Source organism: Mycobacterium pseudoshottsii JCM 15466 (assembly GCF_003584745.1).
Lineage (GTDB): Bacteria > Actinomycetota > Actinomycetes > Mycobacteriales > Mycobacteriaceae > Mycobacterium > Mycobacterium marinum.
Window position 1 is genome coordinate 5455618 of sequence record NZ_AP018410.1, and the last position, 24761, is coordinate 5480378.

The window sequence follows — 24761 nt, forward strand, 5'->3', positions numbered from 1 at the left end:
ACGGTTTCCGGCGGCGCTCGCCGTCTCCCAGACGGATTGCCGACCCACCCGGCCAGTATGCCCTTCGGCGCACACGCAACCGGGCCGACCACCGACGCTAGGCCAACGCCGCGTCCGGTGCCGCCAGGGCGTAGGCCGTGTCGACGCTATGGGTGGAAAAGCCCAACCCCTGATAGGTCCGCACGGCGGCGATATTGTCCGACTCCACGTAGAGCATGACCGTGGATTCGTGGCCGAGATCGCGATCCCCCAACCGCTGAGCCAACGAGCGAAGACCGATCATCGTCAACGTGCGGCCCAGCCCGCGCCCCTGCGCGGCTGGATCGACACCCAGGACATAGACCTCGCCGAGGCCGGGATCATCGAGGTGAATCTTGGTCCAGTGAAAGCCGAGCAGCCTGGGCTGGCCGCTTGGGGAGTCCTCGGCGCCTTCGGAGCCTTCCAAGGCCAGAAACAGGCCAGCGGGATCGAACCATGGCTCACCTCGGCGCTCGGCCAAGTCTGCTTCGGTCCATCCGCCCTGTTCGGGGTGATAGGCGAAGGCGGCGTTGTTGACCCGCAATAACTCGGCGTCGTCTTCCGTTCCGGCATACGTGCGGATCTGCAGTCCGTTCGGGATCACCGGTTCGGGAAGCTGGCGCAGCGACCGCCGCATCTGTCCCAGTTCGCGGACCGGGGTCAGCCCCAGCGCGGACGCCGTGGCCCGAGCGGGTGCCAGGGTGCCGTGCACCCAGAACTGGTTTCGTCCGCCCGTCTTCGCCAGGGCCGCACGCACCATTGCGGTCGCGATCCCGCGCCGCCGCGCCTGCGGATGCACCACCAGCTCGGCCATCGCGGCATCGGCCCCATGGGCGGGACTGAGATTCAGATAGCCGATGGCGGATTTCCCTGGTGATTGATCCTCGACCAACAGGTGCTCGGTGCGCTGCTGGGCCAATTCCCGCAGCACCTGCTCGCCCACGGGAGCCACCCCGTCGACTTGTGTTGCCACCGTGACGAGATCACGCACCTGCCGCTGTTGATCGTCGGTCAGATGCGAGCGCCATTGCCCCGCCGTCACGGACTGCGTAACGGGTCAACCCTTGGCTCTTCGTAACCGTCGTGATCCGACTCGGCCTCTTCGTCGTCGGCATCGACGGCCACTGACCGTCCGCGCGCCGGTCGAACCGCTTTGTAACCCACGTTACGTACCGTGCCGATCAACGCCTCGTGCTCGGGGCCGAGTTTGGCCCGCAAGCGCCGCACGTGCACATCGACGGTGCGGGTGCCACCGAAGAAGTCGTACCCCCATACCTCGTGTAGCAGCTGCGCGCGGGTGAACACGCGACCGGCATGTTGCGCGAGGTATTTCAGTAGTTCGAACTCCTTATAGGTGAGGTCGAGGGGCCGGCCGCGCAGCCGGGCGGTGTAGGTGCCTTCGTCGATGACCAGCTCGCCCAGGCTGACCTTGCCGACGCTCTCCTGATCGGCCTGACCTCCGCGGCGGCCGACCACCAGACGCAGTCGGGCGTCGATCTCAGCGGGTCCGGTGCTGGGCAGCAGGATCTCGTCCAAACCCCAGTCGGCGCTAACCGCCACCAGGCCGCCCTCGTTCACCACCGCCAACACCGGCACCGACCTGCCGGCCGTGCTCAATAGACGACAAAGACCACGAGCCGCCGATAGATCGTTGCGAGCGTCAACAAGCACCGCATCCGCGTTGCCCGCTTCCAGTAGCGAAGAAGCCTCCGCTGAGGCCGTCCGTACATTGTGAGGAAGCAACGACAGTGACGGCAACACAGGGTCGGGATACAGCTCCGAGGTTAGTAGTAATAACTCCAACAAGCCCCTCCAGCGTCGTGGGAAAGGCATCTCCCAGATTCATCGCGACATGTGACGTTAGCGCCCAGCACATCTAACGATAACTTGCCACCTGGTCTTTGGCCCGACGATAAGGCGTTGCGCAAGGCAGAAACGGGTGGCCGGAGGGCCCCGCGGCGCGTCGCGCCGGCCGCCCGGGGCTGCGCCGCCCAGGATCTGCCCAGGGCACGCTCTTTGCCCGCCGTGCAGCGACAACCGCCAGCTAGCGGTCGTGCTAGCGCCCTGGCGGTTCGACTGACCGGCGGCCGCATCCTGGGCCGACCCACCCAGGTCCGTCCCGGTAACTGTGACCAAGCTGACAGTTCATGACCGGGGCGCGGCCCAGCACGACGATCCGATCGGATCAATCCGGCCGGTAGGCCACAATATGCGGATGCGCAAGGTGCTGGTCGGACTCACTGCAACCGCGATCGTCCTGGGCATCGTCATCCTCGGTGCCGTCGGCATCGACTTCGGGGCCAGCATCTACGCGGAATACCGGCTGTCGACCAGCGTACGCAAGGCTGCGCACCTGGGGTCGGACCCGTTTGTCGCCATCCTCGGCTTCCCGTTCATTCCGCAAGCGATGAGGCATCGGTACTTCGAGCTGGAGATCAAGGCCATTGCCGTCGAGCACGCCGTGGTCGGCGTGGCCACGCTCGAAGCCACCATGCATTCGATCGACCTCTCCCAGGCTTCCTGGCTGATCGAGCCGAATTCGCGGATGACGGTGCACAAGCTGGAAAGCCGCATCATCATCGACTCGATGCACCTGGGCCGCCACCTCCGCATCAGCGATCTGATGGTGCAGGCGCCCCCGCAGGAGAGCAACGACGCCGCCGGAGGCACGACCGAGTCAGGGATATCGGACGGTCACGGGTTGGTGCTCAGCGGAACGCCGACATCGGCCGACTTTGATCAACGGGTCAGCGTCTCGGTGGACGTGTCCATCGCCCCCGAGGACCAGTCGACCCTGGTCATCACCCCAACCCGCGTCGTCACCGGCCCCGATACCGCCGACCAAACCGTTCCGGACGACAAACTCGGTGCGGTGCTGCGCGCCTTCAGCAGCCGGCTGCCGAACCAGAAGCTGCCGTTCGCCGTGGCCCCCAACACGGTAGGGGCCCGGGGTTCGGACATCATCATCGAAGGCATCACCAACGACGTGACGATTTCCCTCGAGGGGTTCAAGCAGTCGTGACCGCGGCGGCGTGCGCGCCGCTCTGGTGGCTCGATCACGATGTCGTTGGGTTATTGGGTAAGCTGACCGGCGTGTCAGCCCGCCTTGAGCCTCTGCTCACCAAGCGTCGCGCAGTAGATCTGTGCCGCATCGCGGGTTGTTGCTGTTGCTGTAGCTGCTGAGTAGCTGCGTCGTCTACGCAGTTCACTCGGGGCAGCCGCGGAATCTGACCGTGGCCTATCTCCCCACTTCGCCCTATATCGCTATATCGCCCGAAGTGCCCTGCATCGCCGCGCAACAGCCATTTCTAGGAGCAGTCCGTGTCCAGCACCAACACCCGCACCGCAGTCGAGCTGGTAGACGTTCGAGGACCCCGGTTCGCCGCATGGGTCACCACCGCGGTTCTGCTGGTGGTCCTGATCATCTCGGCCCTCAACCCCGCCGCCGCCGCGGTCGTGTTGGGCCTGCAGGCCACCGCGTTCGCCGTCGGTGCCTTCGCCGGACCGCGCCGGCACCCATATGGAGTGCTGTTTTCGGCATTCGTGGCACCTCGCATCGCGGCGGTTCGGGAGCGTGAGCCGGTCCCCCCGCTGAAGTTCGCCCAGCTCGTCGGGCTGGTGTTCGCGGTCTGCGGCGTCGCCGGCTTTGCCCTCGGCCCGTTCCTGGTCGGCGCGGTCGCGACCGCGCTGGCACTGGTGGCTGCCTTCCTGAATGCGGCCTTCGGCATCTGTTTGGGCTGTGAGCTCTACCCGCTGGCCGCACGCCTGCGACGCGATCCCCACCCCGCCTAACTGCTGTTCACCAGAATAACCTGAAAGGACCGACACCATGGCACGCACCGACGTCCTGGTCTCCGCCGACTGGGCTAAGAGCAATCTTGGAAACTCCGGGGCCGCCAACGTTGTCTTCGTCGAAGTCGACGAGGACGCCAGCGCATACGATGACGGCCACATCGCCGGTGCCATCAAGCTGGACTGGCGCACCGATCTGCAGGATCCGATCAAGCGCGACTTCGTCGACGCCCAGCAGTTCTCCAAACTGCTCTCCGACCGCGGCATCTCCAACGACGACACCGTGGTCCTCTACGGCGGCAACAACAACTGGTTCGCCGCGTACGCCTACTGGTACTTCAAGCTGTACGGACACCAGAACGTCAAGCTCCTCGACGGCGGCCGCAAGAAGTGGGAGCTCGATGGGCGCCCCTTGTCCACCGCCGCCGTGAGCCGGCCGGCAACCTCCTACACCGCGGTGGCACCGGACAATTCGATCCGGGCGTTCCGCGACGAGGTGATCGCGGCCATCCACGTCAAGAACCTGGTGGACGTGCGATCCCCCGACGAATTCTCCGGCAAGATTCTCGCGCCCGCGCACCTGCCCCAGGAGCAGAGTCAGCGGCCCGGCCACGTTCCCGGCGCCATCAACGTGCCCTGGAGCAGGACCGCCAACGAGGACGGCACCTTCAGAACCGATGAGCAGCTGGCCAAGCTCTACGCCGATGCCGGTCTCGACGGCGCCAAGGAAACCATTGCGTACTGCCGCATCGGGGAACGGTCCTCACACACCTGGTTCGTCTTACACGAACTGCTCGGGCATAAGAACGTAAAGAACTACGACGGCAGTTGGACGGAATACGGCTCCCTGGTGGGCGCCCCGATCGAGTTGGGAAATTGATATGTGCACTGCGCCCAAGCAAGGACTGACGTTGCCCGCCAGCGTCGACCTGGAAAAGGAAACGGTGATCACCGGTCGCGTCGTGGACCGCGACGGGCAGACCATCGGCGGCGCGTTCGTGCGGCTGCTGGACTCCTCCGACGAGTTCACCGCCGAGGTCGTGGCATCGGCGACCGGCGACTTCCGGTTTTTCGCCGCGCCGGGATCGTGGACCGTGCGCGCACTGTCCAAGGCCGGAAACGGTGACGCCGTGGTCAGACCGTCGGGGGCGGGCATCCACGAGGTGGATGTCAAGATCGCCTGAGGGTCCCCGGACCCTCCTACACTCGCCGACCCGCATGGCCGAATAGAATCATCGGCGTGGTGCTGTTCTACGAGATCTTGCTGGTCCTTGCGACCGTGGTCATCTCCTGGTTCGCGCTTTATGCGCTGTATCGGCTTATCACTGACGAGTCGTGACGTCTGACGCGAGCCAGGACAGACCGGATGCAGTAGCGGGCTCGGGTGATCGCGCCGTCGCCGCTGCGGCGGAACGCGCCAAGTTGACCGCCGCCCGCAATATCCCCACGTTCGACGACCTACCGCTACCCGCCGACACCGCAAACCTGCGCCACGGCGCCAACCTGCACGACGCGCTGCTGGCGCTGCTGCCGCTGGTCGGAGTGTGGCGTGGTGAGGGCGAGGGTCGCGGACCCCACGGCGACTACCGGTTCGGCCAGCAGATCGTGGTTTCCCACGATGGTGGCGACTATCTGAATTGGGAAGCCCGGTCATGGCGCCTCGACGAGGACGGGCAGTACGAGGAGCCGGGCCTGCGTGAGACCGGCTTCTGGCGCTTCGTCAGCGACCCCGAGGACGATCCGAGCGAATCGCAGGCCATCGAGCTGCTGTTGGCGCATTCGGCCGGTTACGTGGAACTGTTCTACGGCCGCCCGCTCACCCAGTCATCTTGGGAGCTGGTCACCGACGCGCTCGCCCGAAGCCGGTCCGGAGTGCTGGTCGGCGGCGCCAAGCGGCTCTACGGCATCATCGAAGGCGGCGACCTCGCCTATGTCGAGGAACGAGTGGACGCCGACGGCGGCTTGGTGCCGCACCTTTCGGCCCGCCTGTCGCGCTACGCCGGCTAGTAGCGCCCGGCGCCGGCCCGGCAAAACCAACCCCCACCTCTAGTTTCTTATTGCCTTTCGCCGACGGTTCTGCGTGTACTTGTTCCACGTTTCAAGCAGCCGCTCAGCCGCGAAGGGAGCCGGCCGATGTTGCGCAGCAGGAAAGCCGCGCCGCTGGCACGTTAGGTTCTCTCGCTGGTCGGTCTGCTCCTGATCGGCTATCTGGCCGCCGTCGCGTTACAGCCCGCCATCCTGGACCAGCTGCCGAGTCCGGTGAGCTGGTTCGGCCGGCCGGGATCGATGGCGACCATCGCAATCGTGGTGGGTGTGCTGGGCGCGGTCAGCGTGCTGACCTTCCGGTCCAGTGCCAGCCACCGGCTGGTGGGGGTGTCGTTCACCGTCATCGCGCTGCTCGTTTCGGCAAGCGCCGTGCTGGGACTCAGCGCGTATTGGAGCTGCCACGACGACAACCATCCGGCCGTCTTCACCCCGCTGATGTGGACCGCCCAATTGGTCAAAGGCGGTGTCGGTGATACCTCGCTGAGCGGACGCACCTGCCCCAATCCCACCCCGGTCGCACTCGAATTGGCCCGGTTCGCCGCACTCTCGGCGATCTTTACCGGCCTGGGCGGTGTGGTGGTCGGCATCTTCCGTTCCCGGGTGGACCGGTTGCGGGCCAAGCTCGCCGATTCGGTCACCGTGATCGTGGGGGGCGACGACGACACCCAACCCATGCTCAGCGGTGTGGCGCGGGCGCTGGACCGTCACGGCACCCTGGTGCTGATCACCAACGCCGACAACGAACACGTGCAACGGGCTCGCCGGCAGGGCGCCCGCGTCGTGCTGGTGGACTTCAACGCGCCGTCCTCGCTGGCTTCGTTGCGCCTGTGGCGCCACCTGGGGCGGCTTTGTCTGATGTCGCCCGACCCGTCGACCAACCTGCTCTGGCTCGATGTGATCGGTCGCCGAGTCGCCCAGCTTGGCAACAAGCAACGGTTGCCGCTCATCGTGCGTATCGATGACCCGTGGCTGGCCGAATCCTGGCGCGCCAAGCAATTCGGCGGATCCGACACCCGTTGGGCGGCCGATGTGGTCGGCAAGTACGAGGTGACGGCCAGCCGGCTGCTCGACGGGGTCATGGCGACCGGCCGGATCACGCGCGTATTCGTCTGCGGCTCTTCACAGTTGACCCTGGCGCTGTGCGCCGAGCTGACCCGCCGCGCCCTGGAGCGTGACTTCTACACCGCACCCGGCGCGCCCCCGCTGCCAGCGCTTACCCTGGTCGAGACGGACGCCGAAGATTACGTGCGCGATCACGAGTTTTACCGTCAGCAAGCCGGATTCGGGTCATCGACCGGACCGGCAGTCACTGCGGTTTCGGAGGCGCCGACGGTGCCGACCATGTGGCGGTTGATCTCCGACGCCGACCCCACCAACTGCGGGGTGATTCTGGCCGGTCCCGACGCCGCGACCCGCGGGACCAGGCTGGCCGCCCGCTTTCCCGAGATGCCCGTGTACGCCTCGGACCTCGGCACCAACATCACCGACGACTCGATCCAGGTGGTCGGATTGCAGCAGTCCTACTCCCTGGTGCTCGACACCCGGGAGGGAAGGATCCAAGACGTTTGGGACCGGGCGGCACGGCTGATCCATGAACGCAAGGTCGCGGGGATCGGCCCGACGAAATCGCGCTCACCCGCCACGATGCCGTGGGCCGAGCTCAACGAGTTCTATCGTGGGTCCACCCGGCGCCGGGTACGCAACGCGTTGTGGATGGTCAAACAGATCGCCGGACATACCTGGAACACCTGGGGCAACCCGGCCAAACCACTGTCCAGCCAAGAGATGGCCGAATCACCGCCACTGGAACAGCTTTCGCTGATGGGCTTTGACCGCCATGCGGCGCTGAGCATGGCGCGGGCAGAGCACGAAGACTGGTGTCGTTACTACCGCCGCAACGGCTGGAGCTACGGCCCCACCCGCGACGACGCCCGCAAGCTCCACGACAGGCTCGTCGACTGGGCGGTCGTCGAAGGCGATCGGGATCTGCTCAACGCCGCGTTGGGCAGCTTGGCGGACACCCTGTGGAGCCTGCGCCGGCTCGGCTACCGGTCGCGTCCGCTGTGGCGACCGTTTATCCGGGTCGGAACCGTCAGCGCGCAACAACGAAACGCGCCCTGGGCATGGACGTCGGATTCGGGGCGCACCAGGCACGCCGACCCCGGCGACTGGGCCGTTGCGGCGGATGGGAAGACGTGGTCGGTGCGAGACGATGTTTTCCGGGCCAGCTACGAACAAAATGGCGACGGACAGTGGCGTCGCAAGGGGCCGGTGCAAGCCCGCCCGGCGCACGCCGGGGAGGCGATCAGCACCCCGGAAGGTCCGGCTACCGCGGCCGACGGCGACTGGGTGGTGCGCGACGGCGACGGCGAACAGTGGCCGGTTCCCGGCGACGAGTTCGCACGTCGGTACCGCGAGTTCGATCCGGCGGCGCGGGCCGGCGAGCGCGGATAGCTCGGCAACTCGAGGGGTTGGGTTTCCGCGGAAATGGAGCGGCCCCCGAGCGAAGTTCCGGTTGGACAGACCGAAAGCCCGGGGGTCGGGTGGCTACGGGGGATTCGCCAGCGCGCGTAACGCCAGCTCTTCCGAGCCAATGCAGCTAGCGCGTAGCCACCTCACATGTCCATGAAGTACTCAATTCGCGGACCACCTCCTTCCCTGTGTACGGCCGACCGTACCCCCGCATCGGCGTGCCCACAACAGATTTTCTGGGTTCAGCGGTCGCTGACGACGGCGGCGTCAACCAGTTCGGAGAATGCCTCGGAGATCGGGGAACGGGGCAACCGCCGACCGTTGAGGGTGTGCACGCGGGCGGCCAGGGTCATGCTCGACACCAACCAAATTCCGTGTGCGTCAGCGAGATCGTTGACGCGTAGTGCCCGATAGTCGCAGTCGTAGCCCTTGGCGCGGGCGACTTCAAACAGCGCCTGTTGCGTGGTGCCGCGCAGGATCGGGTACCACGGCGGGGGTGTGAGCAGGCACGGATTTGCACCGGCCCCGCCGTCGCAGTCGGTGGCGATGACCACCGTCGAGCGCGGCCCCTCCAGGACGTAACCGTCCGAACTGACGAAGATGACGTCTCCGGCGCCCTGGTTGGCCGCATGACGCAGCGCAGCCATGTTGACCGCGTAGGACAGCGTCTTCGCCCCGGCCAGCAGCCAGGGCATCGCGTCGGCGCCGACGGCCGGCAGTCCGCGGTCAAGCGTGATCGCGGCGACGCCGGCGCGCCGGACCGCCGCAACGCGCTCGGGTACGGGGTTGACCATCACGTACGCGGTGGGCGCCGAACCGCTCTCCCGGCCGCGGCTGTAGATCAGGCGCAGCGATCCCTCGGCACCGGTGGATGCCACCCAGCGCCGGGCCGCCACGTCGATCGCGTGCCGCCAGCGCGCGAGATCGGGTGCGGGCAGATCCATCAATCGAGCCGAGGTGGTCAGGCGTTGTAGATGCGGCTCGACCAGACACGGCGCACCGTCGCGCACCAGCAGGGTCTCGAACACGCCGTCGCCCCGGACCGCCGCAAGATCATAGGCGTGCAGTAACGGGGTCCCGGGCTCGGGAATCTCCCCATCAAGCGTGACGACAACACCGGTCTGCCCTGTCATGTCCCAGCAGCCTAGTGGCCCGCGGCGGGCGTACTCGCGGCAGTGCCTGACGCCAGCGGACGGCCCGCCAATCGCGTCTACCCCACCCCGGGTGGGGTGGAGTACGCTGGAATCGTGCGGAACTGGTACCGGCCATGAGCCACGAGCTGACCGACAAGAAACGTGCGGCGCTGAACCGGCTGAAGACGGCTCGAGGGCACCTCGACGGGATCATTCGGATGCTGGAATCCGATGCCTACTGCGTGGACGTCATGAAGCAGCTCTCCGCGGTTCAGTCCTCGCTGGAGCGGGCAAATCGGGTGATGCTGCACAACCACCTGGAGACCTGCTTTTCCGCGGCGGTGCTTGATGGGCGCGGCCAGGCGGCCATTGACGAACTGATCGACGCGGTGAAGTTCACGCCCGCCCTGACTGGCCCACAGGCGCAGCTGGGCGGCGCCGTGGTCTGCGAACCCCCTGGCGACCAACCGGCACAGAGCCCGGCATGACGATCCGCGAAGGGATCGCCGCGGTTCGCACCTAGCTGTGGCGGCCAGGCCCGGCGCCTGTCCGCAACTTGTGACGAGGCAAGAAGTGAAGGGAGCGCGAGATGACACTGTGGCATGGACTGTGGACGAAGGCGGTGCCCTCGGTGGTGACCGGCGTGGTGGGTGTCGCGACCTACGAAGCGCTGGCGAAAGCTCCGTGGCGGTCGGCAACGGTGACGGCGACGGCCTGGGGCCTGCGGACCGCGCGTACCACCGAACGCAGGACCAAACAGGCAACCGAGCGGGTTCGCCTGGCGGCTGCCGATGTGCTGGCCGAAGCGGTCGAGCGGGTGGGCGCCGAAGTTGCGCCACCACCGGCCAAGGACACGCCGCCGAGCATCGTCACCAAGGCCAACAATGCTTGCCACTGAGCTGGCCTGCGCCGCCGATGCCACGGTCACCGTGGTGTCCGCGGCGGCCGGACGGATGCGGGTGCATGCCAATGGGTTTGCGATCGACGCCACCCGGGCTGCCGCGATCGAGGAGTCGGTGGGCAGGGTCGGCGGTGTGCGTGCGGTGCGCGCCTATCCGCGAACGGCATCGGTGGTGATCTGGTACTCACCCGCCCACTGCGACACCGCCGCCATCGTGTCGGCGATCGCCGAGGCCGAGCACGCGGGTGACGCATCGGCGCCCGCGCCCGCCGCCCGTGCGGCCGGCATCGCCGACGGCGGCGTCGTGGGCAGGGTCATCGGCGGGCTGGCACGAGCGCTGCTGGGCATGCGCACCGACGACAACGACGACGACCCCCCGCCGGAGATCGCGCGACTGCGCGCGGCGTTGGATCGCATCGGCTACTCGCCGGAGCAGGACACCGCGACTCAGCTGTCGCCGAGCGAGCAGGCCCGGAGCAGAATTCGCTTCTGGTCGCGGCGGGCCTGGTTGGCGTGGCCGTTGGGTCTGCTGGCCTCTGGCTTGACGATGTTCTTCGGCGCATACCCGTGGGCGGGATGGCTGGCGTTCGCCGCGACCATACCCGTGCAATTCATCGCCGGGTGGCCGTTACTGGTGGGGGCGGTGCAGCAACCGCGGGCCCGCTCGGCGAACATGAACACGCTGATTTCGTTGGGCACGCTGACCGCGTTCATCTACTCCACCTATCAGCTGTTCGCCGGTGGCCCGCTGTTCTTTGACACCGCGGCGCTGATCATCGCGTTCGTCGTGTTGGGCCGCTATTTCGAGGCCACCGCCCACGGCAAGACCCGGGAGGCGATCAGCAAGCTCCTCGAGATGGGCGCCAAAGAGGCCCGGCTGATCGTGGACGGCGAGGAACACCTCGTGCCGGTTGACCGGGTGCAAGTCGGAGGCCTGGTGCGGGTCCGGCCCGGGGAGAAGATCCCGGTCGACGGAGAGGTGATCGACGGGCGGGCAGCCGTCGACGAGTCGATGCTGACCGGCGAATCCGTTCCGGTCGAAAAGGGAGTCGGCGACCGGGTTGCCGGCGCCACCGTCAACACCGATGGGCTGCTGACCGTGCGCGCCACCGCTGTCGGCGCCGATACCGCGCTCGCGCAGATTGTGCGCTTGGTCGAGGAGGCGCAAGGCGGCAAGGCCCCCGTGCAGCGGTTGGCCGATCGGGTCTCGGCGGTGTTCGTGCCGGTGGTCGTCGGCATTGCCGCCGCAACCTTTGCCGGGTGGACGCTGCTCGCCGCCAACCCGGTGGCCGGCATGACCGCGGCCGTCTCGGTGCTGATCATCGCCTGTCCGTGCGCACTGGGCCTGGCCACGCCCACGGCGATCATTGTCGGCACCGGCCGGGGTGCGGACATGGGGATCCTGGTCAAAGGCGGCGAGGTCCTGGAGGCTTCGAAGAAGATCGACACCGTCGTGTTCGACAAGACCGGCACCCTCACCCGGGCCCAGATGGAGCTCACCGATGTCATCGCCGGAAAGCGGCGCCAACCGGATGCGGTGTTGCGCATCGCCGCCGCGGTGGAGTCGGGTTCCGAACACCCCATCGGGGCCGCGATCGTCGCCGGCGCACGTGAGCGGGAGTTGGAGGTTCCGCCCGCCACCGAGTTCACCAACCTGGCCGGGCATGGGGTCCGAGGCGAGGTTGGCGGTAAGTCCGTGCTGGTCGGGCGGCGCAAGCTGGTCGACGAGCAACACCTGCGGCTGCCCGAGCAGCTGGCCGCGGCGGCCGCGGACCTGGAAGAGCGCGGCCGCACCGCGGTGTATGTCGGCCAGGATGGCCAGGTTGTGGGTGTGCTCGCGGTGGCCGACACGGTCAAGGACGACGCCGCCGACGTGGTCAGCCAGCTGCACGCCATGGGCCTGCAGGTCGCGCTGATCACCGGCGACAACGCCCGCACGGCCGCCGCGATCGCGGCTCAGGTGGGCATTGACCGGGTGCTCGCCGAGGTGTTGCCGGCGGACAAAGTCAACGAGGTTCGGCGACTGCAGGACGAGGGCCGCATTGTCGCGATGGTCGGTGACGGCGTCAACGACGCCCCCGCCCTGGTGCAGGCCGACCTGGGCATTGCCATCGGCACCGGCACCGATGTGGCCATTGAAGCCTCCGACATCACCCTGATGTCGGGGCGCCTCGACGGTGTCGTTTCAGCGATTGAGCTGTCGCGGCGCACACTGCGCACGATCTACCAGAACCTGGGCTGGGCTTTCGGCTACAACACCGCCGCGATCCCACTTGCCGCACTCGGCGTACTGAATCCCGTCGTGGCCCAGGGCTCCGGCGTTGTTGATTAGCAGGCTTGTGAGCTGGGTTGATGATCTTTGGTGCCGCGCTATTGGGGCCGGAGTGTAGGCACGGGCTATCTGGAGAACGATCGAGTTGGTTACTGTTCGTCGTTGGTCTGGAGTTGCCCGTGCCTACCGTTTCAGTATTGCCTGTGTCGTCGGTTCCAGAGGTGTTCGACCGCTGGAGTCCTGGTGAGCGCAGCGAGTTCATCGGATCGGAGTTTCTCGATGTGTTGGCCTCGGTGCCAGACCTGAGGGGCCCACGCGGTCGGAGGTATTCGCTGATGGCTTTGTTGGCGATCGCGGTTCTGGCCACTGCCGCGGGGATGCGCGGCTATGCTGGTTTTGCCACATGGGCGGCCACCGCTCCCGATGATGTGTTGGCCCAATTAGGGGTCCGGTTCCGGCGGCCCAGTGAGAAGACCTTCCGCGCTGTTTTGTCTCGGCTAGACCCCGCCGACCTCAACGCCAGGATGGGCAGTTACTTCACTGCACACGTGGCCAGCAGCGACCCCAGTGGATTGGTGCCGATCGCGTTGGACGGCAAGATGCTGCGTGGTGCTTTACGCGCCAAAGCGACAGCCACGCATCTCGTGTCGGTGTTCGCCCACCGTGCCCGATTGGTGCTCGGTCAACTCGCTGTCGCCGAGAAAAGCAATGAAATTCCCTGCGTACGCGCCCTGCTCACGCTGCTGCCGGGTAGCTTGCGGTGGCTGGTCACCGTGGATGCGATGCATACCCAGGTCGTCACCGCGAAGTTGATCTGCGCCACCTTGAAGTCGCACTACCTGATGATCGTCAAGTCCAACCAAGCCAAAATATTTGCGCGTATCACCGCGCTGCCCTGGGCCGAGGTGCCCGCAGCCGCTACCGACGACTCCCGCGGCCACGGCCGTGTCGAGACCCGCACCCCGCAAATCATCACCGCTGCACGAGGAATCGGCTTCCCCTACGCAAAACAAATCATCCGGATCACTCGTGAACGCTTGATCACCGCCACCGACCAGCGCAGCGTGGAGGTGGTCTATGCCATCTGCAGCCTGCCGTTCGAGCACGCCCGCCCTACCGCGATCATGACCTGGATGCGTCAACACTGGGGAATCGAGAACAGCCTGCACTGGATACGCGACGTCACCTTCGACGAAGACCGTCAAAGGGCACATACCGGAAACGGCGCACAGGTCCTAGCAACGCTACGCAACACCGCGATCAATCTGCACCGCCTCAACGGCGCCGACAACATCGCCGAAGCCTGCCGGATCACCGCTTTGACCGCCAACCGCCGCCTAGACCTCCTCAATCCACAATTCCCCAGCTCACAAGCCTGCTAATCAACAACGCCGGAGCCCTGCGTCGTGGCCGGCGCCGCAATGGGGTTGTCCTCGGTCAGCGTGGTGACTAATTCGCTGCGGTTGCGCCGCTTCGGCCGCGACGTGTGACGGCGACTTGCATCCCCACCGATCCCGAATCAACGCATGATTCACGACCTGCCCCTGCGTTGGGTGGTGACCGTGTTGTTCGCGCTGTCCGCGGCCGAATGCGGCCTGCCGATCATCACCGTGCGCCGGCCGTGGACGCTGGTCGTCGGTCATGGGCTGCACTTCGCGATGGCCGTTGCGATGGCAACCATGGCCTGGCCCTGGGCCACCCGGCTGCCGACCACGGGGCCTGTCGCGTTTTTCCTGCTGGCAACCGTGTGGTTCGCGGTGATGGCACTGCGCGCAGCCCCAACGACTGCGGTACGGGTGCGGTATGGCTATCACGCGATCATGATGCTGGCGACAGCCTGGATGTATGCCGTCATGTCAATGCCGGGCACAGCCATGACCGCGATAAACATGCCGGCTACCAGCGGGGCACCGCTCTGGTTCAGCGCGGCCAATTGGCTGGGCACCGTCGGCTTCGCGGGCGCGGGGGCGTTCTGGATATTGCGGCGCCTGTTCGACCGGCGGCAATGCGCGCCACGGTACAGCTGGCTGGGCGACTCGGTTCAGGCGATGATGGCCGGCGGGATAGCTGTCTTGTTCTTGGCCATGCTTTTTCCGATCTAGGCCGCTCCGTAGAGTTGTGGTGTGTCCGCAGTTCCCGCTCCTGATCCTGGTCCCGACGCCGGCGCAATCTGGCACTACGGCGATCCGCTCGGCGAACAGCGCGCCGCCGAAACCGGCGCCGTGCTGGTGGACCGCTCGCATCGAGCCGTGCTCACCCTCACCGGAAAAGACCGCCAGAGCTGGCTGCACAACATCTCCACGCAGCACGTCAGAGAGCTACCCGAGGGGGCCAGCACCCAGAATCTGAGCCTGGACGGGCAGGGCCGAGTCGAAGACCACTGGGTCCAGACCGAGTTGGGCGCAACCACCTATCTGGATACCGAACCCTGGCGCGGCGAACCACTGTTGAACTACCTGCGCAAGATGGTGTTCTGGGCGGAGGTGACCCCCGACACCGCAGACCTGGCGGTGCTGTCGTTGATCGGGCCGCAGTTGTCCGACCAAGCGGTGCTCGACGCACTCGGTCTCGATGCGCTGCCCGCGGACCTGATGGCGGTCCCGTTGCCGGGCGGCGGCTTCGCCCGCCGGATGCCGTCGTGCGCCGGCCAGATCGAACTGGATCTGCTGGTACCGCGTGACGGCACCGCCGACTGGAAGCACCGCCTGACGCAGGCGGGGGTCCGACCGGCCGGCATCTGGACCTACGAGGCGCATCGGGTGGCGGCCAAGCGCCCGCGGCTGGGCGTCGACACCGATGAACGCACGATTCCCCATGAGGTCGGCTGGATCGGTGGCCCCGGCATCGGGGCCGTGCACCTGGACAAGGGCTGCTATCGGGGCCAGGAGACGGTCGCGCGGGTACACAACCTGGGTAAACCGCCCAGGATGCTGGTCCTGCTCCATCTGGACGGTTCCACGGACCGACCGTCCACCGGCGACTCGGTGTTAGCCGGCGGGCGTTCGGTAGGACGGGTGGGAACGGTGGTCGATCACGTGGACCTCGGCCCGGTTGCCTTGACCTTGGCCAAGCGGGGGCTGCCCGCCGACACCGCGCTGATGACCGGCGCCGAAGCCACCATCCCGGCATTGATCGATGCGCAGTCTCTGCCACCGGCGGACGAAGTGGGCGCCGGAAGGCTGGCTCTGGACCGATTACGGGGCAGTGCGCGATGATTCCCTGTGACGTCCGCCATTCTGGCCGGGCCCGCTGGCAGGGTGCCCCACGCGCGCTCGCGCGGCACGGTAAGCTGTCCGCAGGACAATAACGACACTAAGAGATCGGAGCCGCCTACTTGTTAGGCCGCTCCGTTATTTCGCGAGGGGGTTCCCCCATGGGCCGCGGCCGGGCTAAGGCAAAGCAGACCAAGGTTGCTCGAGAACTGAAATACAGCTCCCCGCAGACCGACTTCCAGCGGCTTCAGCGCGAGCTGTCGGGTGCAAGTCCCGACACATCCGACCAAGTGGACGACACCGAAGACTCGTGGGACGACGAGGAGAGCTGGCGCCGCTAGGCGCACAGGTCGGTTTCCCGCTGACATTCCAACCCTAGGGTTCGGTCGCCACCGGCTACGCCGGTGGCGACCGAACCCTAGGGCTTGTGGTTTCTAGAATCGCGGGTGCTGGCCCACCAGCGTGGCACGTGGACCCTCTTTGCCACCCTTGCAGACGGTGCCCAGCACCCAGCAGTCCAGGTGGCGCGCGGTCAGTATGGCCAGCGCCCGGTCGGTGTCTTCAGGGGCTACCACGGCGATCATGCCGACGCCCATGTTGAAGGTCTTTTCCATCTCCTCGCGCACCACCCGGCCGCGCTGGGCAATCATCGCGAACACCGGCGCGGGTGTCCAGGTGCCGCGGTCGATCTCGGCGACCAGCCCATGCGGGATTACCCGCTCCAGGTTGCCGGCCAACCCGCCACCCGTGACGTGACAGAACGTTCGGACATGCGTCTCAGCGGTGAGCGCCAGACAGTCCTTGGCATAGATCCGGGTGGGCTCCAATAGCTCTTCACCCAACGTGCGGCCGAACTCCTCCACATAACCGGCCAGATTCATCCGGTCGATCTCCAGCAGGACGTTGCGGGCCAGCGAGTAACCGTTGGAATGCAGCCCCGACGAGCCCATCGCGATGATGACGTCGTCGGGTTTGACGCGTTCCGGCCCCAGCACATTGTCGGCTTCGACCACACCCACCCCGGTGGCCGAGATGTCGTAATGGTCGGGTGCCATCAGCCCGGGATGTTCAGCGGTCTCACCCCCCAGCAGGGCGCAGCCAGCGCGCACACAACCCTCAGCGATGCCGCTGACGATCGCGCTGACCCGTTCCGGCACGGTCCGGCCGACCGCGATGTAGTCCTGCAGGAACAGTGGCTCCGCGCCACACACCACCAGGTCGTCGACCACCATCGCGACCAGGTCAAGACCGACAGTGTCGTGCTTGTCCATCGCCTGCGCGACCGCCAGCTTGGTGCCGACCCCGTCGGTGGAGGCGGCCAGCACCGGTTCGCGGTAGTCGTTGCGCAGGGTGAACAATCCGGCAAATCCGCCGAGCCCGCCACGCACCTCGGGTCTGGTGGCCCGGGTTGCCAACGGCTTGAACAACTCCACGGCTCGGTCGCCGGCTTCGATGTCCACACCTGCCGCCGCGTACGTGACGCCTTGGCTGGCTGGGCCTCTTCCGGAGCTTTCTGGACTTTTTTCGGGATCCGTCATCGCGATAAAGGCTACCGGGCGGCGCTCACCGCCGGTATCGGCAACTCTCGCGCCGCGCACATCTCAGTGCCCGATGGGTACTTCGTCGGTCGCAACGTCGCCCAGCTCGGCTCCGCGCGCCGCGTTGGCGAGCATGTGCTCGATGACGTTCTTGCCCAGGGCGGTCTCGCCGGGCAGCTCGATCGGGTACTTGCCATCGAAACAGGCGGTGCACAGCCGGGAGATCGGTTGCTCGGTGGCCGCTACCAATCCCCGCAGCGAGATGTAGCCCAGCGTGTCGGCGTTGATCACGTGACGCACGGCTTCGAGCATCTCGTTTTCGTCCTCGACGGCGTTGGCGATCAGTTCGGCCGGCGAGGGGAAGTCGATGCCGTAGAAACAGGGCCACTTCACCGGCGGCGAGGCGATTCGCACATGCACTTCGACGGCACCGGCCTCACGCAACATCCGCACCAGGGCGCGCTGCGTGTTTCCCCGCACGATGGAGTCGTCCACGACGATCAGGCGCTTGCCGCGGATCACCTCCTTGAGCGGGTTGAGCTTCAACCGGATACCGAGCTGGCGGATCGTCTGTGACGGTTGGATGAATGTGCGCCCGACGTAGGCGTTCTTCATCAGCCCTTGTCCATAGGGGATGCCGGATTCCTGCGCATAGCCAACCGCGGCAGGGGTACCCGACTCCGGCACGCCGATCACCAAATCGGCCTCGACCCCGCGCTCCTGGGCCAGCCGACGACCGATCGCCACCCGGGCGGCGTGCACGGACCGGCCGTTGAGCATGCTGTCCGGGCGTGCCAGGTAGACGTACTCGAAGACGCAACCCTTGGGGGTGGGGTTGGCGAAGCGGGTGGACCGCACCCCGTCGGCATCGATTGCCAGCAGCTCGCCCGGTTCAATGTCACGCACGAACGACGCACCGACGATGTCGAGCGCGGCCGTTTCCGATGCCACCACCCAGCCGCGATCGAGCCGGCCCAGCGACAACGGCCGCACCCCGTGCGGGTCGCGGCAGGCATACAGCGTGTTTTCGTCCATGAAGGTCAGGCAGAAGGCACCACGCACCGTCGGCAACAGCTCCAAGGCGGCCTGTTCCAGACTGGAATCGGCGGCGCCGTGGGCCAGCAGTGCGCCCAGGATGTCCGAGTCCGTCGTGGCGGGCGCCGAGGATCGGTTTCCGATCAGTCCCTCGTCCCGGGCGCGCGCCGCAAGGGCGGCCGCGTTGACGAGATTGCCGTTGTGACCCAATGCAACTCCGGTGCCCGCAGCGGTATTGCGGAAGACGGGCTGGGCGTTTTCCCAGGTCGTGTCGCCGGTGGTCGAGTACCGGCAGTGCCCGATGGCGACATGCCCTTGCATGGCTGCCAGCGTCTGCTCGTCGAACACCTGACTGACCAGGCCGAGGTCCTTGAAGACCAGCACTTGCGAGCCGTCGGCGACGGCAATGCCTGCCGCCTCCTGGCCGCGATGCTGCAGCGCGTAAAGGCCGTAGTAGCTGAGTTTGGCAACATCTTCGCCCGGGGCCCAGACCCCAAATACACCGCATTCTTCACGAGGCGCGTTGAAGTCTTCTTCGGACTGCTGTGCGGTCACGGTTTGGCGACTCCCTGGGGCGCGGTTGGTGACGAGTAAGAGTCTACGGCCACCATGGCCGTGGGGCCGAATCAAACCTGCGTTTTCCTTTTGGTCATCTTCCGCGTTGAACAATAATCACAGGCCAGGACATAAAATTCAGCCGAGATCAATCAGCGGTAGCCAGTGTCCGATTTCATCTGCCCGTGAGCCGGACAACGTCAACGCGCCGGTCGCCGTCGCCTCGGACAACCTCAACAGCCCCGTGGCCACCAATAACCACGTGCGCGGATCGGTTTCGACGACATTGGGCGGAGTGCCGCGGGTGTGTCTGGGCCCGGGAATGCACTGCACGGCGACAAAAGGTGGGATCCGGACTTCGACGGCCGCGCCGGGTGCCACCGCACCCAGCGTGCGCGCGGTGAGCCGAACCGCCGTTGCCAGCGCGGTGCGGCCCGGCGCTGGATGGGATTCGTCGCGCAGCCAGTCCGCAATCTCCAAGACAATCTGGCGGGTCTTTGCCGGATCGGTTCTATCGCGGGCGGCCATACCTTAGGGTCTCAGAATCATGGACCCGCGATCGCGGCCGCCCTACAAGATCATCGGTCTAGCGGCCCTGATGGTCTTGGTGTTCTTCGGTGCGATGTTGTACTGGCAGTTTCGTGGGACGTTCATCCCCAAGACCCGATTGACCATGATTGCTCCGCGGGCCGGTTTGGTGACCGATCCGGGCGCGAAGGTCACGTTCAACGGTGTGCAGATCGGCCGGGTGTCCAGCATCACCGAGGTCACCCATGACGGCGCGCCAGCGGCCAGATTCGCGTTAGACGTCACGCCGAAGTACATCGGGTCAATTCCGGCCAATGTGTCGGCAACCATCAAGGCGACGACCGTTTTCGGCAACAAATATGTGTCCCTGACCTCGCCAACAGACCCGGCACCGCAACACATCACGCCGGCCAGCGTGATCTACGCGACCTCGGTGACCACGGAATTCAACACGCTGTTCGAGAATGTGACGGCGATCAGCGAGAAGGTCGACCCGGTCAAGCTCAACCTGACGCTGAGCGCGGCCGCGCAGGCCCTGAGCGGCCTGGGCGATCGGTTGGGCACCGCACTGGTCAACGGCAACGCCATCCTCGATGACGTGAACCCCCTGATGCCGCAGGTGCACCGCGACATCAGGGGGCTGGCGGCGCTGGGTGACATCTATGCCGACGCCTCGGCGGACCTATGGGATGCCGTCAACTCCACGGTGACCGTCGCGCGCAAGGTCAACCAGCGACGTAGCGATTTGGATGCGGCGTTACTGGCATCGGTCGGTTTGGCCAACAACGGCTCGGAGGTGTTCGAGCGGGGCGGCCCCTACCTGACCCGCGGCGCCGCCGATCTGGTGCCCACCGGCCAGCTGCTCGACGAGTACAGCCCGGAGATCTTCTGCACCATCCGCAACTACGACGAGGTCGCCCCCCGGATCCGCAACGCGCTGGGCTTCAACGGCTACTCGCTGGGAGCAGCCTCATCGGGCGCCATATCGGGTGCGCCGAATCCGTATATCTATCCGGAGAATCTGCCGCGGGTGAATGCGCGGGGCGGCCCCGGCGGGCGACCGGGGTGCTGGCAGACGATCACCCGCGACTTGTGGCCCGCTCCGTATCTGGTGATGGACGTCGGCGCGAACATGGCGCCCTACAACCATCTCGAGATCGGACAACCCCTGCTCAACGAATATGTCTGGGGACGTCAGTTCGGTGAGAACACCATTAACCCCTAATGTTGCGATCACCGAAACCCACCGTGCGAGAGACGAGCGATGAGACTTTGGCCTGTGCGGGTACTTGCTGCTGCGGCGATGCTGGGGCTGGCCGGTTGTAGCGGCGGCGGCGATCATTCGGGCACCGCTTCGACCAGCTCGACCGGGACTGCCTGCCGGACGATGGCCGCCGATCCCGGATGGTACGGCGACAATCGGGACCGGATCAACGAGATGATCGGCCGGCTCGGCAGCTGCGGCAAGTCCGGTTCGGTGGCAGACGGGGCTCCGGTGGCGTTGTTCGACTGGGACAACACCATGGTGCGAAACGACATCGGCAACGCGACATTGTTCTGGATGATCCGCAATTCCAAGGTGCGCCAGCCCGCGGCCGGCGACTGGACCAGCACCAGCCCGTATCTGACCCCGCCGGCGGCCGCGGCCCTGGCCGCGGCCTGTGGCGACCTCGCGGCGCCCGGCCAGCCCTTGCCGACCGGCTCCGAAACCGGATGCGCCGACGAGCTGATTTCGGTGTACACGAACGAAAAAACACGATCCGGGGCGGCCGCATTCGCCGGGTTCAACCATCGGCGCATGCAACCCGCCGATGCCTGGGCCGCGCAGTTATTGGCCGGCTGGACCGAGGCAGAGGTCACCGGATTTGTCACCGCGGCCCGGCAGGAGAACCTGGACGCGGCCGAGAATGCCGAACAGACGGTGGGCAGCACTCAACAGATCGCCTGGGTGCGTTACTACTCGCAGATGCGGGACCTGGTGGCGACCTTGCAGGCCAACGGATTCGATGTGCGGATCATCTCCGCATCGGCCGAGCCGGTGGTGCGGGTGTGGGCCGCGGACGTGGGTATCGCCGCCGACCATGTGATGGGTGTCCGCACCGAACACGACGGCGAGGTGCTCACGACGCGTCTGGCCCAGTGCGGCGGGGAGCCGTCAATCCCCTTCAACGAAGGCAAACGGTGCCGGGTCAACGAGCAGGTTTTCGGGGTTTCGGGGCCGGCCGCGTTCGACCAACTCCCCGAAGGGCGCCGCCAATCGTTCGCGGCCGGAGACTCCAACGGGGACGCCACGTTCCTCACCGACGCCACCGCGTTGCGCCTGGTGATCAACCGCAACAAGATCGAGCTGATGTGTCGCGCCTACGCGGACGCCGACGGGCGCTGGCTGGTCAATCCCATGTTCATCGACCCGCTCCCGGCACACCCGCCGTATCCCTGCGCGACCCAGGGGTTCGATGACCCGGACGGCAGCCCGGCGCCGCTGCGGCAACCCGACGGCAGCATCGTCGCCGACCAGCCGGACCGGGTGCACTGAAACAACGCCTCAACGAACCCGACATCATAGGTCATGCCGGAAACGGCGAGGTGTCCTGCAGATGTCGGCAAAGTGCTAAATCGTCTGCGGCGCAGTATTTGTCGACGTAGCTAAGGGTACCCGGAGCCCCCCGCTGCCGCCGGGCTCTCTCGCACTGCGGGGGCGCCGGAAGTGTGAGATCCTCGCGGTGCCGAAATCACTCTTACCTAAGGCGGTGTTCCGATGCCCAAGATCCCTTCACGTGACGGCAGTCGGCCCGCCGCGCGCGGCCTGGCTCCCATCATCGTTACCCGGGGCGGCAAGATTGCCCGCCTGGAATCGAGCCTCACCCCCCAAGAGGCACAGATCGAGGACCTCGTCTTCCTGCGAAAGACGTTGAACCGGGCTGGCATTCCCTTCCTGCTGATTCGCAACCACAGCGGCCGCCCGATTCTTGCGGTCGACATACAGTTGCGTCCCGCCCTCGAACGCGCTCTCGCCGCGGCGTGTGCCACCGAACCGATGTACGCCAAAACGATTGATGAGAAAGGAATTTCTCCCGTTTTGCTGGCTAATGGCCACCTTTCCAGGGTGGCCGATCCGCAAATTCTGCGTTTGTATCGCCGGCGGATTGCGCCGGGCGGATTTCGTTATGGCGCAATGTTTGGTGTCGAGATCCAATTCTGGGTCTTCGAGGAAACGCTCATCCGGTGCCCCATAGAAAACTCCCTCACCCGCAAGGTATTGCCGCGCGACGAACTTTCGCCTTCGTCGGTCAAGCTATATGGATACAAATGGCCAACGCTGGATGGGATGTTCACACCTCACGCCAGCGATGTGACGTTCGACATCGATCTGGTGTTTTCCTGGGTGGACGGCAGCGACCCGGAGTTCCGGGCCCGACGCGCCACACAGATGTCGCAGCATGTGGTGGGAGAAGGCGACGACGCCGAGGCGCGGATCCGTCAGATCGACGAGCTGAAATACGCGCTGCGATCGGTAAACATGTTCGCGCCGTGGATCCGTCGCATTTTCATCGCGACGGATTCAACCCCGCCCCCGTGGCTGGCTGAGCACCCGAACGTCACGGTGGTGCGCGCCGAGGACCACTTTTCCGACCGGGCCGCATTGCCGACCTACAACTCGCATGCGGTGGAGAGTCAGCTGCACCATATCCCCGAGCTCAGCGAGCACTTTCTGTATTCCAATGACGACATGTTCTTTGGCCGGCCACTCAAGGCCAGCATGTTCTTCTCCCCTGGCGGCGTCACCCGGTTCATCGAGGCCAATACGAGGATCGGGCTCGGGGCAAACGATCCGGCCCGCAGTGGCTTTGAAAACGCGGCCCGGGTGAACCGCCAGCTGCTGTTCGCCCGATTCGGTCAGATGATCACCCGTCACCTCGAACACACCGCCGTGCCGCTGCGCAAGAGCGTGCTCATCGAGTTGGAGCGGGAGTTTCCGGAGGAATTCGCGCGGACCCAGGCCAGCGCCTTCCGGTCCGGCACCGACATCTCGGTGACGAATTCGCTGTACCACTACTACGCGCTGATGACCGGCAAGGCCGTCCAGCAAGAGAAAGCCAAGGTCCTCTACGTGGACACCACCACCCGCGCCGGGCTCGGCCTACTTCCCGAATTACGCAGGCGCCGCAACTATGACTTCTTCTGCCTCAATGACGGCAGCTTCCCCGAAGTCGGCGGCACCGAGCGGGCGGAGCGCGTGGTCAATTTCCTGGAGCGCTACTTCCCCATCCCCGCGCCATGGGAAAAGGTTGCCGCGGATATCAATCCGCAGGATTTGACCGAACCGATGGCGTCACCACCATCGGAGGGTGGCTGAACAGCGAGTCCCGCCGTGACGGCTCGATGAACATCCCGCTTTCGGCAATCTGACGCTTCGCCTGCGCGGGCGAGACGAAGGTGCCCACGGTTTTGCCGGTACCGATGGGAATCACCGAGTGCACCACGGTGTCGGGGTACACGTGCACCAGGTTGCAGGCTTGCGCCGCGTCTCGGCCCCGGGTTCCCCCGACCTCAACGGTGAGATCCTGGGTGTAGCAGGTGGCCGAGGCCACCGAGACCGGGATCCCCACGAAGGTGGCGTTGGTCGAGTAATGCAGGTGGCCGGCCAGAATGGCCCGGACATCGCTGCCCTCGAGCACCCGCCCCAGCCGGGCTTGGTCGCGCAGTTCCACCGTTGCGGCCAGGTCCAGGACGCTGGGAATCGGCGGATGATGCAGCGCCAGGATGGTGCCGTGCGGGGCGGGGGTCTTCAGCTCTTCGGCGAGCCATCTCAATTGGGAATCCCGGACCTCGCCGTAGTGATGCCCGGGCACCGAGGTGTCCAGCGTGATGATTCGCAGGCCGTCGATCATGTTTACCCGGTCCAGCGGCGCCATCGACGGGGCCTCGTCCAGCAGGAACGTGCGCAGGGCGGCCCTGTTGTCGTGGTTGCCCATCACCCAGATCAGTTCGGCGTCCAACTCGGCGGCGAAAGGTTCGACCACCGCGCGCAGCTTACGATAGGCCGCCGCTTCACCGGTATCGGCCAAGTCGCCGGTGAAAATCACCGCATCGGGGCTCACCCCCGAGTGCTTGAGCTGTTCAAGGAGTTCAGCCAGCCTGCTGTCGGCGTCTACTGCACCATAGAGAGGGTCATCCCCTCCGACAAGATGGGTGTCGCTGATGTGAAGAAGAACGTAGTCCGGCCGCGGATGCTCCGCGGCCCTAAGTCTGTGCACC

Annotated in this window: 24 protein-coding genes and 1 pseudogene; 18 read left to right on the forward strand and 7 right to left on the reverse strand. The window is 66.1% G+C overall.

The window, feature by feature from the left end:
• Nucleotides 1–97 precede the first annotated feature (97 nt).
• Together mshD and MPSD_RS24995 are read right to left on the reverse strand one after the other, a co-directional pair.
• The gene (gene mshD, locus MPSD_RS24990; protein ID WP_086085190.1) at nt 98–1060 is read right to left on the reverse strand and encodes a mycothiol synthase; all 963 of its coding nucleotides are present in this window, start codon (nt 1058–1060) and stop codon (nt 98–100) included.
• On the reverse strand, nt 1057–1824 hold the full coding sequence (locus tag MPSD_RS24995; RefSeq protein ID WP_086085189.1) for a winged helix-turn-helix transcriptional regulator: 768 nt from the start codon (nt 1822–1824) through the stop codon (nt 1057–1059). Before MPSD_RS24995 ends, mshD begins: the two co-directional genes overlap by 4 nt.
• A gap of 403 nt (nt 1825–2227) precedes the next feature.
• Here MPSD_RS24995 and lmeA point away from each other — a divergent pair, with 403 nt between their 5' ends.
• The 7 genes from lmeA to MPSD_RS25025 all read left to right on the forward strand — a co-directional run bounded on the left by lmeA (nt 2228) and on the right by MPSD_RS25025 (nt 8310).
• Complete coding sequence (gene lmeA / locus MPSD_RS25000; protein WP_086085196.1) at nt 2228–3040, forward strand: mannan chain length control protein LmeA; 813 nt, start codon at nt 2228–2230, stop codon at nt 3038–3040.
• Nucleotides 3041–3111: 71 nt separating this feature from the next.
• Complete coding sequence (locus MPSD_RS30930; protein WP_369073493.1) at nt 3112–3201, forward strand: Ms5788A family Cys-rich leader peptide; 90 nt, start codon at nt 3112–3114, stop codon at nt 3199–3201.
• Between the two features lie 138 nt (nt 3202–3339).
• On the forward strand, nt 3340–3810 hold the full coding sequence (locus MPSD_RS25005; protein ID WP_015357271.1) for a DUF4395 domain-containing protein: 471 nt from the start codon (nt 3340–3342) through the stop codon (nt 3808–3810).
• A 37-nt stretch (nt 3811–3847) separates the two neighbouring features.
• Nucleotides 3848–4690 carry a sulfurtransferase gene (locus MPSD_RS25010; RefSeq protein ID WP_086085188.1) on the forward strand — a complete coding sequence of 281 codons (843 nt, stop codon included), beginning with the start codon at nt 3848–3850 and terminating at the stop codon, nt 4688–4690.
• 1 nt (nt 4691) lies between these two features.
• Nucleotides 4692–4994 carry a DUF1416 domain-containing protein gene (locus MPSD_RS25015; protein WP_011738766.1) on the forward strand — a complete coding sequence of 101 codons (303 nt, stop codon included), beginning with the start codon at nt 4692–4694 and terminating at the stop codon, nt 4992–4994.
• A 151-nt stretch (nt 4995–5145) separates the two neighbouring features.
• Nucleotides 5146–5817 (forward strand): heme-binding beta-barrel domain-containing protein, encoded by a 672-nt coding sequence (locus MPSD_RS25020; protein WP_086085187.1) that lies wholly within the window; start codon nt 5146–5148, stop codon nt 5815–5817.
• Nucleotides 5818–6096: 279 nt separating this feature from the next.
• Nucleotides 6097–8310, forward strand: coding sequence for a RyR domain-containing protein (locus MPSD_RS25025; protein WP_232022668.1), 2214 nt, complete (start codon nt 6097–6099; stop codon nt 8308–8310).
• Between the two features lie 260 nt (nt 8311–8570).
• Here MPSD_RS25025 and MPSD_RS25030 read toward each other — a convergent pair whose 3' ends face one another.
• Nucleotides 8571–9461, reverse strand: coding sequence for an aminodeoxychorismate lyase (locus tag MPSD_RS25030; protein ID WP_020785847.1), 891 nt, complete (start codon nt 9459–9461; stop codon nt 8571–8573).
• 134 nt (nt 9462–9595) lie between these two features.
• Here MPSD_RS25030 and csoR point away from each other — a divergent pair, with 134 nt between their 5' ends.
• The 8 genes and pseudogenes from csoR to MPSD_RS25070 all read left to right on the forward strand — a co-directional run bounded on the left by csoR (nt 9596) and on the right by MPSD_RS25070 (nt 16187).
• Nucleotides 9596–9949 (forward strand): copper-sensing transcriptional repressor CsoR, encoded by a 354-nt coding sequence (csoR, locus tag MPSD_RS25035; protein ID WP_015357274.1) that lies wholly within the window; start codon nt 9596–9598, stop codon nt 9947–9949.
• A 101-nt stretch (nt 9950–10050) separates the two neighbouring features.
• Entirely contained in the window at nt 10051–10359 is a 309-nt protein-coding gene (locus tag MPSD_RS25040; RefSeq protein ID WP_015357275.1) for a DUF1490 family protein, read from the forward strand.
• Between the two features lie 55 nt (nt 10360–10414).
• Nucleotides 10415–12694 (forward strand): heavy metal translocating P-type ATPase, encoded by a 2280-nt coding sequence (locus tag MPSD_RS25045; protein ID WP_119571761.1) that lies wholly within the window; start codon nt 10415–10417, stop codon nt 12692–12694.
• A 119-nt stretch (nt 12695–12813) separates the two neighbouring features.
• Complete coding sequence (locus MPSD_RS25055; protein WP_420811978.1) at nt 12814–14016, forward strand: ISAs1-like element IS2404/ISMul1 family transposase; 1203 nt, start codon at nt 12814–12816, stop codon at nt 14014–14016.
• 21 nt (nt 14017–14037) lie between these two features.
• Nucleotides 14038–14124 (forward strand): annotated as a pseudogene (locus MPSD_RS30935) (hypothetical protein); the annotation flags it as partial.
• A 36-nt stretch (nt 14125–14160) separates the two neighbouring features.
• Entirely contained in the window at nt 14161–14736 is a 576-nt protein-coding gene (locus MPSD_RS25060) for a DUF5134 domain-containing protein (RefSeq protein ID WP_086084718.1), read from the forward strand.
• 21 nt (nt 14737–14757) lie between these two features.
• The gene (gene ygfZ / locus MPSD_RS25065) at nt 14758–15849 is read left to right on the forward strand and encodes a CAF17-like 4Fe-4S cluster assembly/insertion protein YgfZ (RefSeq protein WP_086084719.1); all 1092 of its coding nucleotides are present in this window, start codon (nt 14758–14760) and stop codon (nt 15847–15849) included.
• 158 nt (nt 15850–16007) lie between these two features.
• Complete coding sequence (locus MPSD_RS25070) at nt 16008–16187, forward strand: DUF3073 domain-containing protein (RefSeq protein WP_011738758.1); 180 nt, start codon at nt 16008–16010, stop codon at nt 16185–16187.
• A 93-nt stretch (nt 16188–16280) separates the two neighbouring features.
• Here MPSD_RS25070 and purM read toward each other — a convergent pair whose 3' ends face one another.
• The 3 genes from purM to MPSD_RS25085 form a co-directional block, all read right to left on the reverse strand.
• Nucleotides 16281–17384 (reverse strand): phosphoribosylformylglycinamidine cyclo-ligase, encoded by a 1104-nt coding sequence (gene purM, locus MPSD_RS25075; protein WP_086084746.1) that lies wholly within the window; start codon nt 17382–17384, stop codon nt 16281–16283.
• A 63-nt stretch (nt 17385–17447) separates the two neighbouring features.
• Nucleotides 17448–18974: an amidophosphoribosyltransferase gene (purF, locus tag MPSD_RS25080; protein WP_015357281.1), complete on the reverse strand. Its 1527-nt coding sequence runs from the start codon at nt 18972–18974 to the stop codon at nt 17448–17450.
• Nucleotides 18975–19112: 138 nt separating this feature from the next.
• Entirely contained in the window at nt 19113–19502 is a 390-nt protein-coding gene (locus tag MPSD_RS25085; RefSeq protein WP_012396412.1) for a sterol carrier family protein, read from the reverse strand.
• 19 nt (nt 19503–19521) lie between these two features.
• On the opposite strand from MPSD_RS25085, the gene MPSD_RS25090 reads away from it, so the two are divergent.
• The 3 genes from MPSD_RS25090 (at nt 19522) to MPSD_RS25100 (ending at nt 23859) form a co-directional block, all read left to right on the forward strand.
• Nucleotides 19522–20727 carry an MCE family protein gene (locus MPSD_RS25090; RefSeq protein ID WP_020785843.1) on the forward strand — a complete coding sequence of 402 codons (1206 nt, stop codon included), beginning with the start codon at nt 19522–19524 and terminating at the stop codon, nt 20725–20727.
• 39 nt (nt 20728–20766) lie between these two features.
• Entirely contained in the window at nt 20767–22038 is a 1272-nt protein-coding gene (locus tag MPSD_RS25095; protein ID WP_223161647.1) for an HAD family hydrolase, read from the forward strand.
• 222 nt (nt 22039–22260) lie between these two features.
• Entirely contained in the window at nt 22261–23859 is a 1599-nt protein-coding gene (locus MPSD_RS25100) for a stealth family protein (RefSeq protein ID WP_020785841.1), read from the forward strand.
• Here the strand turns inward: MPSD_RS25100 and MPSD_RS25105 are convergent.
• A complete protein-coding gene (locus MPSD_RS25105) occupies nt 23804–24760 on the reverse strand; it encodes a 3',5'-cyclic adenosine monophosphate phosphodiesterase CpdA (protein WP_036426235.1) in 957 nt (318 codons plus the stop codon). The genes MPSD_RS25100 and MPSD_RS25105 overlap by 56 nt on opposite strands.
• Nucleotide 24761 lies beyond the last annotated feature (1 nt).

What these genes read in the sequence shown, in the direction of transcription:
- lmeA (WP_086085196.1), top strand. Translation starts at nt 2,228, where the DNA reads ATGCGGATGCGCAAGGTGCTGGTCGGACTCACTGCAACCGCGATCGTC.
- MPSD_RS25010 (WP_086085188.1), top strand. Translation starts at nt 3,848, where the DNA reads ATGGCACGCACCGACGTCCTGGTCTCCGCCGACTGGGCTAAGAGCAAT.
- MPSD_RS25015 (WP_011738766.1), top strand. Translation starts at nt 4,692, where the DNA reads ATGTGCACTGCGCCCAAGCAAGGACTGACGTTGCCCGCCAGCGTCGAC.
- MPSD_RS25025 (WP_232022668.1), top strand. Translation starts at nt 6,097, where the DNA reads ATGGCGACCATCGCAATCGTGGTGGGTGTGCTGGGCGCGGTCAGCGTG.
- MPSD_RS25030 (WP_020785847.1), bottom strand. Translation starts at nt 9,461, where the DNA reads ATGACAGGGCAGACCGGTGTTGTCGTCACGCTTGATGGGGAGATTCCC.
- csoR (WP_015357274.1), top strand. Translation starts at nt 9,596, where the DNA reads ATGAGCCACGAGCTGACCGACAAGAAACGTGCGGCGCTGAACCGGCTG.
- MPSD_RS25040 (WP_015357275.1), top strand. Translation starts at nt 10,051, where the DNA reads ATGACACTGTGGCATGGACTGTGGACGAAGGCGGTGCCCTCGGTGGTG.
- MPSD_RS25045 (WP_119571761.1), top strand. Translation starts at nt 10,415, where the DNA reads ATGCGGGTGCATGCCAATGGGTTTGCGATCGACGCCACCCGGGCTGCC.
- MPSD_RS25060 (WP_086084718.1), top strand. Translation starts at nt 14,161, where the DNA reads ATGATTCACGACCTGCCCCTGCGTTGGGTGGTGACCGTGTTGTTCGCG.
- MPSD_RS25070 (WP_011738758.1), top strand. Translation starts at nt 16,008, where the DNA reads ATGGGCCGCGGCCGGGCTAAGGCAAAGCAGACCAAGGTTGCTCGAGAA.
- purM (WP_086084746.1), bottom strand. Translation starts at nt 17,384, where the DNA reads ATGACGGATCCCGAAAAAAGTCCAGAAAGCTCCGGAAGAGGCCCAGCC.
- MPSD_RS25085 (WP_012396412.1), bottom strand. Translation starts at nt 19,502, where the DNA reads ATGGCCGCCCGCGATAGAACCGATCCGGCAAAGACCCGCCAGATTGTC.
- MPSD_RS25090 (WP_020785843.1), top strand. Translation starts at nt 19,522, where the DNA reads ATGGACCCGCGATCGCGGCCGCCCTACAAGATCATCGGTCTAGCGGCC.
- MPSD_RS25095 (WP_223161647.1), top strand. Translation starts at nt 20,767, where the DNA reads ATGAGACTTTGGCCTGTGCGGGTACTTGCTGCTGCGGCGATGCTGGGG.
- MPSD_RS25100 (WP_020785841.1), top strand. Translation starts at nt 22,261, where the DNA reads ATGCCCAAGATCCCTTCACGTGACGGCAGTCGGCCCGCCGCGCGCGGC.